Origin of the sequence: Gordonia sp. IEGM753 (genome assembly GCF_050321825.1) — a bacterium.
Taxonomy (GTDB): domain Bacteria; phylum Pseudomonadota; class Gammaproteobacteria; order Pseudomonadales; family Pseudomonadaceae; genus Aquipseudomonas.
On the sequence record NZ_JBNQGB010000001.1, the window covers coordinates 127,425 to 135,689 of the forward strand.

At 59.5% G+C, this 8,265-nt stretch carries 7 protein-coding genes; 2 read left to right on the forward strand and 5 right to left on the reverse strand.

What is annotated here, in order from left to right; translation table 11 throughout:
• Positions 1-9: 9 nt before the first annotated feature.
• From pyk to gcl, 5 genes are all read right to left on the reverse strand, one after another.
• Positions 10-1,425 (reverse strand): pyruvate kinase, encoded by a 1,416-nt coding sequence (gene pyk, locus ACQR3R_RS00610; RefSeq protein WP_428269968.1) that lies wholly within the window; start codon positions 1,423-1,425, stop codon positions 10-12.
• Positions 1,415-2,695, reverse strand: coding sequence for a DUF4147 domain-containing protein (locus ACQR3R_RS00615; protein ID WP_428269969.1), 1,281 nt, complete (start codon positions 2,693-2,695; stop codon positions 1,415-1,417). Before ACQR3R_RS00615 ends, pyk begins: the two co-directional genes overlap by 11 nt.
• A gap of 152 nt (positions 2,696-2,847) precedes the next feature.
• Positions 2,848-3,741: a 2-hydroxy-3-oxopropionate reductase gene (locus ACQR3R_RS00620; protein WP_428269970.1), complete on the reverse strand. Its 894-nt coding sequence runs from the start codon at positions 3,739-3,741 to the stop codon at positions 2,848-2,850.
• A gap of 194 nt (positions 3,742-3,935) precedes the next feature.
• Positions 3,936-4,718, reverse strand: coding sequence for a hydroxypyruvate isomerase (hyi, locus tag ACQR3R_RS00625; protein ID WP_428269971.1), 783 nt, complete (start codon positions 4,716-4,718; stop codon positions 3,936-3,938).
• Between the two features lie 138 nt (positions 4,719-4,856).
• Positions 4,857-6,632, reverse strand: a complete 1,776-nt coding sequence (gcl, locus tag ACQR3R_RS00630) for a glyoxylate carboligase (RefSeq protein WP_428269972.1) — start codon at positions 6,630-6,632, stop codon at positions 4,857-4,859.
• Positions 6,633-6,900: 268 nt separating this feature from the next.
• Between gcl and ACQR3R_RS00635 the strand changes: the two genes are divergently transcribed.
• Both ACQR3R_RS00635 and ACQR3R_RS00640 read left to right on the forward strand, forming a co-directional pair.
• Entirely contained in the window at positions 6,901-7,341 is a 441-nt protein-coding gene (locus tag ACQR3R_RS00635; protein WP_428269973.1) for a heme-binding protein, read from the forward strand.
• A gap of 278 nt (positions 7,342-7,619) precedes the next feature.
• Positions 7,620-8,078 carry an REP-associated tyrosine transposase gene (locus ACQR3R_RS00640; protein WP_428269974.1) on the forward strand — a complete coding sequence of 153 codons (459 nt, stop codon included), beginning with the start codon at positions 7,620-7,622 and terminating at the stop codon, positions 8,076-8,078.
• Positions 8,079-8,265: the final 187 nt, after the last annotated feature.

Below are 8,265 nucleotides of genomic sequence, written 5' to 3' on the forward strand. Positions count from 1 at the left end.
ATAGGCGCTCTAGATCAATGTCTCGATACGCAGCGAGTTAGTCGACCCGGGCTGCCCAAAAGGCACACCGGCGGTGATCAACAAGGTATCGCCGCGTTGAGCCATGCCTTGCGCTTGCGCAATCTCCAGCGCCGTTGAACACACTTCATCCACTTGGCGCAGCCGATCATTGACCACCGAGTGCACGCCCCACGCCACGGTCAAGCGGCGGGCGGCTTGCAGGTTAGGCGTCAGGTTGAGGATCGGCACTGTTGGCCTTTCGCGTGCCGCGCGCAGGCTGGATGCGCCGGATTCGCTGTAGTTCACCAGTACCGCCACCGGCAGCACATTGCTGATGCGGCGAATCGCACAACTGATCGCGTCAGAAACCGTGGCCTCGGCTTTCGGCCGGCTGACGTCGAGTTGCGTCTGATAGTCCGGGCCGTTTTCCACCTGACGGATGATTTTGCTCATCATCTGCACCGCTTCCAGCGGGTATTCGCCGGAGGCGGTTTCGGCCGACAGCATCACCGCGTCAGCACCCTCGGCGACTGCGTTGGCCACATCAGTCACTTCGGCGCGGGTCGGCGCGGGCGAGAAGCGCATTGATTCCAGCATCTGTGTCGCCACCACCACCGGCTTACCCAACTGGCGGCAGATGGTGATGATGTTCTTCTGAATTTGCGGCACGCTTTCAGCCGGCACTTCAACGCCCAGATCACCGCGAGCGACCATGATTGCGTCGCTCAATTCAGCGATTTCCCGCAGTTGAGCCACGGCCGACGGCTTCTCGATTTTCGCCATCAAAAACGCTTTGTCACCGATCAGTTCGCGTGCTTCACGGATGTCTTCCGGACGTTGCACAAAGGACAACGCCACCCAATCCACGCCCAGTTCCAGACCGAAACTCAGGTCACGGCGATCCTTGGCGGTCAGTGGGCTCAGTTCGAGCACGGCTTGCGGCACGTTCACGCCTTTGCGGTCCGACAGTTCGCCGCCATTGAGCACGGTGGTATCGATGGCGTCGGAGTACTTGGTCACCACGCGCAAGCGCAATTTGCCGTCATCCAGCAGCAGGTCCATGCCCGGCTCGAGTGCAGCGATGATTTCCGGGTGGGGCAGGTTGACGCGGCGTTGATCGCCCGGCGTCGGGTCCAGGTCCAGGCGCAGTGCCTGCCCGCGATGCAATTGCACCTTGCCGTCGGCGAACTTGCCGACCCGCAGTTTCGGGCCTTGCAGGTCCATCAGAATGCCCAGCGGATAATTCAACTGGCGCTCGACTTCACGGATCCACTGATAGCGCTGGGCGTGGTCGGCGTGATCACCGTGGCTGAAGTTCAGGCGGAAAATATTGACCCCGGCCTGTACCAATTCGCGAATGTCTTCGATGCCATCGGTGGCCGGGCCGAGGGTGGCGAGGATTTTGACTTTTTTGTCAGGCGTCATGTTTAGGGCTCTCGAGAATCAGAATGGCGCGGAAGTCGTTGACGTTAGTGCGGGTGGGCTCAGTGACGATCAGTGCGTCCAGCGCCTCGAAATAGCCGTAGCCATTGTTGTTGTCGAGTTCGTCACTGGCGCTCAGGCCAAGTGCTGCGGCGCGGGCGTAGCTGTCCGGGGTCATGATTGCGCCGGCGTTGTCTTCCGAGCCGTCGATGCCGTCGGTGTCGCCGGCCAGCGCGTAAACGCCGGGCAAGCCTTTGAGGCTGTCAGTCAGGCTGAGCAGGAATTCGGCGTTGCGTCCGCCACGACCATTGCCGCGAACGGTGACCGTGGTCTCGCCACCGGAAAGGATCACGCACGGCGCGGCCAATGGCTGGCCATGCTGGATCACCTGGCGGGTGATACCGGCGTGAACCTTGGCCACCTCGCGCGATTCGCCTTCCAGGTCACCCAGGATCAGCGCGCTGAAACCAGCCTGACGGGCTTTCACCGCTGCCGCTTCCAGCGATTGCTGGGGGCGGGCGATCAGTTGGAAATGACTGCGCGCCAGGCTCGGATCGCCGGGTTTGACCGTTTCCGATTCCGGGCTCAGCAACCAGTTACGTACCGAGGCTGGAATGTCGATGCCATAGCGCTTGAGGATTGAAATCGCTTCGGCAGACGTGCTCGGGTCGGCCACGGTCGGGCCCGAAGCGATGACAGTAGCGAGGTCGCCCGGCACATCGGAAATCGCGTAGGTATACACAGTGGCAGGCCAGCAGGCCTTGCCGAGACGGCCGCCCTTGATCGCCGAGAGGTGTTTGCGTACGCAATTCATCTCACCGATGCTGGCGCCGGACTTCAGCAGCGCTTTGTTGATCGATTGCTTATCGGCCAAGGTGATGCCGGCAGCAGGCAACGCCAGCAATGCCGAACCGCCGCCGGAGAGTAAAAAGATCACGCGGTCGTCTTCGGTCAGGTTGCTGACCAGTTCAAAAACACGCTTGGCAACGGCTTGGCCGGCAGCGTCCGGCACCGGGTGCGCGGCTTCGACTACTTCGATTTTTTCACACGGGGCGCCGTGACCGTAACGCGTGACCACCAGGCCCGACACTTCACCCTGCCAGCAGCGCTCGACGACCTGGGCCATGGCAGCGGCGGCTTTACCGGCACCGATGACGATCACCCGGCCGCTGCGATCGGAAGGCAAATGAGCTTCGAGGACGTGTTGCGGATGGGCGGCGTCGATGGCTGTGGCAAACAGCTCGCGCAGGAATTGTTGCGGATCGACCGACATGGCGGGCTCCCGGAATTCTTGTTATTGAAATGTGGAGCTACCCGGATTCTTGTGGGAGCTAGCCTGCTGGCGATTCAGGCGCTGAGGTCTATCAAATACACCGCGTCGATTTCAGCGCAAGCAGGCTAGCTCCCACAGGTTCAGGCAAGGGCTTAGTTCTTCTCGCGAATCGAGAAGTTAGCCATGTGTTCCAGGCCTTTGATCAACGCCGAGTGGTCCCAGTTGCTGCCACCGATGGCCGCGCAGGTGCTGAACACTTGCTGGGCGTTGGCGGTGTTCGGCAGGTTGATGTTCAGTTCCTTGGCGCCTTGCAACGCAAGGTTCAGGTCCTTCTGGTGCAGGCTGATGCGGAAACCCGGGTCGAAGGTGCCTTTGATCATGCGGTCGCCGTGCACTTCGAGGATCTTCGACGAAGCGAAACCGCCCATCAGTGCTTCACGCACCTTGGCTGGATCTGCGCCGTTCTTGGAGGCGAACAGCAGCGCTTCGGCCACGGCCTGAATGTTCAGTGCAACGATGATCTGGTTGGCCACTTTCGCGGTTTGACCGTCGCCGTTGCCACCGACCAGGGTGATGTTCTTGCCCATCGCCTGAAACAGCGGCAGTACGCGTTCGAACGCATCGGCATCGCCACCGACCATGATGCTCAGGGTGGCGGCTTTAGCGCCGACTTCACCGCCAGACACTGGTGCGTCGAGGTATTGCGCGCCAGTGGCATTGACTTTGGCGGCGAAAGCTTTGGTAGCGGTTGGCGAGATCGAGCTCATGTCGATCACGACTTTGCCCTTGCTGACACCGGCAGCAACGCCGTCGGCGCGGAACAGCACGTCGTCGACCTGCGGGGTATCCGGCACCATGATGATGATGAATTCGGCTTCCTGGGCGACTTCTTTCGGGTTCGCCAACGCGATTGCGCCTGCGGCCACCAGGTCCGCGGGCGCGGCGTCGTGGTGCGCCGACAGGAACAGTGTGTGACCTGCTTTTTGCAGGTTCGCCGCCATTGGGTGGCCCATGATGCCGGTGCCGATAAATCCGATTTTAGCCATGAGAAATTCCTCTTGTTTTTTTCTAGCTCCCGACCCTGAGTCGGCGAGCTTTGTGGCGAGGGGATTTATCCCCGTTGGGCCGCGAAGCGGCACTTGTTTTTCGGCGACTCAGTCAGACCGCATGTACCGGTTTCACGACTGCTGTGCAGCCGAACGGGGATAAATCCCCTCGCCACAAGGGCCCGACATTAATCTCAGATCGCGTTATGTGTTTTCAGCCAGCTCAAACCGGCTTCAGTGGTGGTCAGTGGCTTGTACTCACAGCCAACCCAGCCCTGATAGCCGATGCGGTCCAGGTGTTCGAACAGGAAGCGGTAGTTGATTTCGCCGGTGCCTGGTTCGTTACGCCCCGGGTTGTCCGCCAACTGCACGTGGTTGATTTCGCCCAGGTGCGATTGCAGCGTGCGAGCCAGGTCGCCTTCCATGATTTGCATGTGATAGATGTCGTATTGCAGGAACAGGTTGGCGCTGCCCACTTGCTCGCGAATCGACAGGGCCTGCGCGGTGTTGTTCAGGTAAAAACCCGGGATGTCGCGAGTGTTGATCGCTTCCATCACCAGTTTGATGCCCGCCGCTTGCAGCTTGTCGGCCGCGTACTTGAGGTTGCTGACGAAGGTTTTTTCCACGGTGGCATCGTCTACGCCGTGTGGACGAATACCGGCCAGGCAGTTGACCTGCGTGTTGCCCAGCACCTCGGCGTAAGCGATGGCCAGGTCGACACCGGCGCGAAACTCTTCAACCCGGTCCGGCAGGCACGCGATACCGCGCTCACCCTTGGCCCAGTCACCGGCCGGCAGGTTGAACAACACCTGGGTCAGGCCGTTGGCCTCAAGTGTGGCTTTGATTTCGCCAGAGCTGAAATCGTAAGGGAACAGGTATTCCACACCACTGAAACCAGCCTTGGCGGCGGCTTCGAAACGGGCAAGAAAATCCTGCTCAGTGAACAGCATGGACAGGTTGGCTGCGAAACGCGGCATGGTGGTCTCCCGTAAATGTGTGCAGATCCCCTGTGGGAGCCAGCCTGCTGGCGATAGCGGTGGCACATTCAACATCAATGTTAAATGTGCCGGCCTCATCGCGAGCAGGCTCGCTCCCACAGTGGGAACGATCAGCTGTTAATCGAGCAGCGAAATCGCCGTCGGCGCGTCGTTGCCGACCAGTGCCAGGTCTTCGAATTCGTTGACGGCGTTGATCTCGGTGCCCATGGAAATGTTGGTTACGCGCTCCAGAATGATCTCGACGATCACCGGCACCTTGAACTCCTCCATCAGCTCCTGAGCCTTGCGCAGGGCAGGCTGGATCTGACCCGGTTCGAACACTCGCAGCGCCTTGCAGCCGAGGCCTTCGGCAACGGCCACGTGATCGACACCGTAGCCGTTGAGCTCTGGAGCGTTGAGGTTGTCGAAAGACAACTGCACGCAGTAGTCCATGTCAAAACCGCGCTGAGCCTGACGGATCAACCCCAGGTACGAGTTGTTAACCACGACGTGGATGTAGGGCAGTTTGAACTGCGCGCCCACGGCCAATTCTTCGATCATGAACTGGAAGTCATAGTCACCCGACAGCGCCACAACCTTGCGGGTCGGATCAGCCTTGACCACGCCGAGTGCTGCCGGAATGGTCCAGCCCAGCGGGCCGGCCTGGCCGCAGTTGATCCAGTGGCGTGGTTTGTATACGTGCAGGAACTGCGCGCCGGCGATCTGCGACAGACCAATGGTGCTGACGTAGCAAGTGTCTTTGCCGAACACTTGGTTCATCTCTTCGTAAACGCGCTGCGGCTTGACCGGCACGTTGTCGAAGTGAGTCTTGCGGTGCAGGCTGGCTTTGCGCTGCTGGCAATCTTGCAGCCAGGCGCTGCGGTTTTTCAGCTTGCCGGCGGCTTGCCATTCACGGGCGACTTCAATGAACACGGTCAGCGCTGAAGCAGCGTCGGAAACGATGCCCAGGTCCGGGGTGAACACGCGGCCGATTTGCGTCGGTTCGATGTCGACGTGGATGAACTTGCGGCCTTCGGTGTACACGTCAATCGAACCGGTGTGGCGGTTGGCCCAGCGGTTGCCGACACCCAATACCACATCGGATTTGAGCATCGTTGCGTTGCCGTAACGGTGCGAGGTTTGCAGGCCGACCATACCGACCATCAGCGGGTGATCGTCCGCAATGGAGCCCCAGCCCATCAGGGTCGGGATAACCGGGATACCGGTCAGCTCGGCGAACTCGACCAGCAATTCGCTGGCATCGGCGTTGATGATGCCGCCACCGGCAACCAGCAACGGGCGCTCAGCCTGATCGAGCATGGCCAGGGCCTTCTCGATTTGCACGCGGTTAGCGCTTGGCTTGGCCAGAGGCAGTGGTTCGTAGGCGTCGATATCAAATTCGATTTCAGCCATCTGCACGTCGAACGGCAGGTCGATCAGCACAGGGCCCGGGCGACCGGAACGCATTTCATAGAATGCTTTCTGGAACGCATACGGCACTTGGCCTGGCTCCATGACCGTGGTCGACCACTTGGTCACAGGCTTGACGATGGCGGTGATGTCGACAGCTTGAAAGTCTTCTTTGTGCATACGGGCGCGCGGTGCTTGCCCGGTGATGCACAGAATCGGGATCGAGTCCGCCGAAGCGCTGTAGAGACCGGTGACCATGTCGGTGCCGGCAGGCCCCGAAGTACCGATGCACACGCCAATGTTGCCAGCCTTGGTGCGGGTGTAGCCCTCGGCCATGTGCGAGGCGCCTTCAACGTGGCGAGCGAGGACGTGATCGATGCCACCCACCTTTTGCAAGGCGGAGTACAGCGGGTTGATCGCGGCGCCCGGGATGCCAAAAGCGGTATCAACCCCTTCACGGCGCATCACCAGAACGGCGGCTTCGATTGCTCTCATTTTGCTCATGCTTTTGGTGCCTCTTACGTTTTGTAATTGTATACAAGTGGCTTTGCGCAGAGTTTATTCACGGCGGACGGCGCAGGTCAATCCATTTTCTCAAGCGACTGTTTCATTCGTCGGAAGCCAGTTTGACTGTGGCTTTTCGTCGCATGTGGCTCTTTTCGATAATTATTGTATACAAAAGAATTACTCATTGTGTTCTATTTGTTGCAGCGAACTGCTGAGAGAAAAAGCAGATCAACGACTTTCCGAAAAACAAAATGAGGACGGCCCCATGAGTGCTTTAACCTTGAAAGTCGCAGTTAACCTGACCAGTCAGGCCATCTCCGCTGCACGTGCAATCAACGCAGCACCCTTGACCATTGCTGTACTGGATGCCGGTGGGCATTTGGTGAGTCTGCAACGCGAAGACGGCGCCAGCCTGCTGCGCCCGCAGATCGCCATCGGCAAAGCCTGGGGCGCCATCGCGCTGGGCAAGGGTTCACGCCTGCTGGCGCTGGACGCACAACAGCGCCCGGCGTTTATCGCCGCACTCAATAGCCTGGGGCAGGGCACCGTGGTGCCGGCACCGGGCGGCGTGTTGATTCGCGATCATGACGGCAATGTGTTGGGCGCGGTGGGGATCAGCGGTGATCTGTCGGATGTCGATGAACAATGCGCGATCAATGCGATAGAGGCATCGGGGTTGCGGGCAGATGCTGGGGTTACTGCTTGATCCGGAGGTGAATGATTAACCGCTATCGCGAGCAGGCTGCTCGCGATAGCGTTGGATCAGTCGACATCTTTTGCTGAAAGACCGCTATCGCGAGCAGGCTCGCTCCCACAATGGAGCCTGTTTCAACCACCGATTCTGTGTGCGACGCAGATCCCCTGTGGGAGCGAGCCTGCTCGCGATAGCAATCTCCCAGACACATCCCGCTAAGAGTCTGCCTTATCCTCTAGCAGTCTCAGGTCTAGCCTTCTTCATGACCTCCTCATGAAAAGGGCAAAGGAATGCCAGATCTTCCCGCTTCACATCGCTTGCGCCTTGGCCGGTATGCCGAGCCAAACCGCATTTATTTGCTGACCACCAACACACTCGATAGAAAACCTGTCTTCAAGGATTTTGCCCTGGGGCGAGTGGTCGTCGCTCAATTTCGGGCTGCTCAAGACCAGGGCCGCGCCAACTCATTGGCATGGGTTGTCATGCCAGATCACTTTCATTGGCTGGTCGAGTTACATCAGGGGTCGTTGGGTGATCTGATGCAGAAGACCAAATCACTCAGCACCAAAGCGGTGAATCAGTCAGCGGGCCGCAGCATCAGTCTCTGGCAGAAGGGCTTTCATGACCGAGCACTGCGCCGCGAAGAGGATCTGGTGAAGCTTGCTCGGTATGTTGTCGCCAACCCATTGCGGGCTGGATTAGTCCAGAAGCTTGGCGACTATCCGCTGTGGGATGCGATTTGGGTTTGATCTGAGGCCGAGTTGCCTTCATCGCCAGCAGGCTGGCTCCCACAGGGTATTTGTGGTTGCAGGAGCTGCAGTGTGGAGTCCAGCAGGCTGGCTCCCACAGGGTATTTGTGGTTGCAGGAGCTGCAGTGTGGAGTCCAGCAGGTTGGCTCCCACAGGGTATTTGTGGTTGCAGGAGCTGCAGTGTGGA

What these genes read in the sequence shown, in the direction of transcription:
- pyk (WP_428269968.1), bottom strand. Translation starts at nt 1,425, where the DNA reads ATGACGCCTGACAAAAAAGTCAAAATCCTCGCCACCCTCGGCCCGGCC.
- ACQR3R_RS00615 (WP_428269969.1), bottom strand. Translation starts at nt 2,695, where the DNA reads ATGTCGGTCGATCCGCAACAATTCCTGCGCGAGCTGTTTGCCACAGCC.
- ACQR3R_RS00620 (WP_428269970.1), bottom strand. Translation starts at nt 3,741, where the DNA reads ATGGCTAAAATCGGATTTATCGGCACCGGCATCATGGGCCACCCAATG.
- hyi (WP_428269971.1), bottom strand. Translation starts at nt 4,718, where the DNA reads ATGCCGCGTTTCGCAGCCAACCTGTCCATGCTGTTCACTGAGCAGGAT.
- gcl (WP_428269972.1), bottom strand. Translation starts at nt 6,632, where the DNA reads ATGAGCAAAATGAGAGCAATCGAAGCCGCCGTTCTGGTGATGCGCCGT.
- ACQR3R_RS00635 (WP_428269973.1), top strand. Translation starts at nt 6,901, where the DNA reads ATGAGTGCTTTAACCTTGAAAGTCGCAGTTAACCTGACCAGTCAGGCC.
- ACQR3R_RS00640 (WP_428269974.1), top strand. Translation starts at nt 7,620, where the DNA reads ATGCCAGATCTTCCCGCTTCACATCGCTTGCGCCTTGGCCGGTATGCC.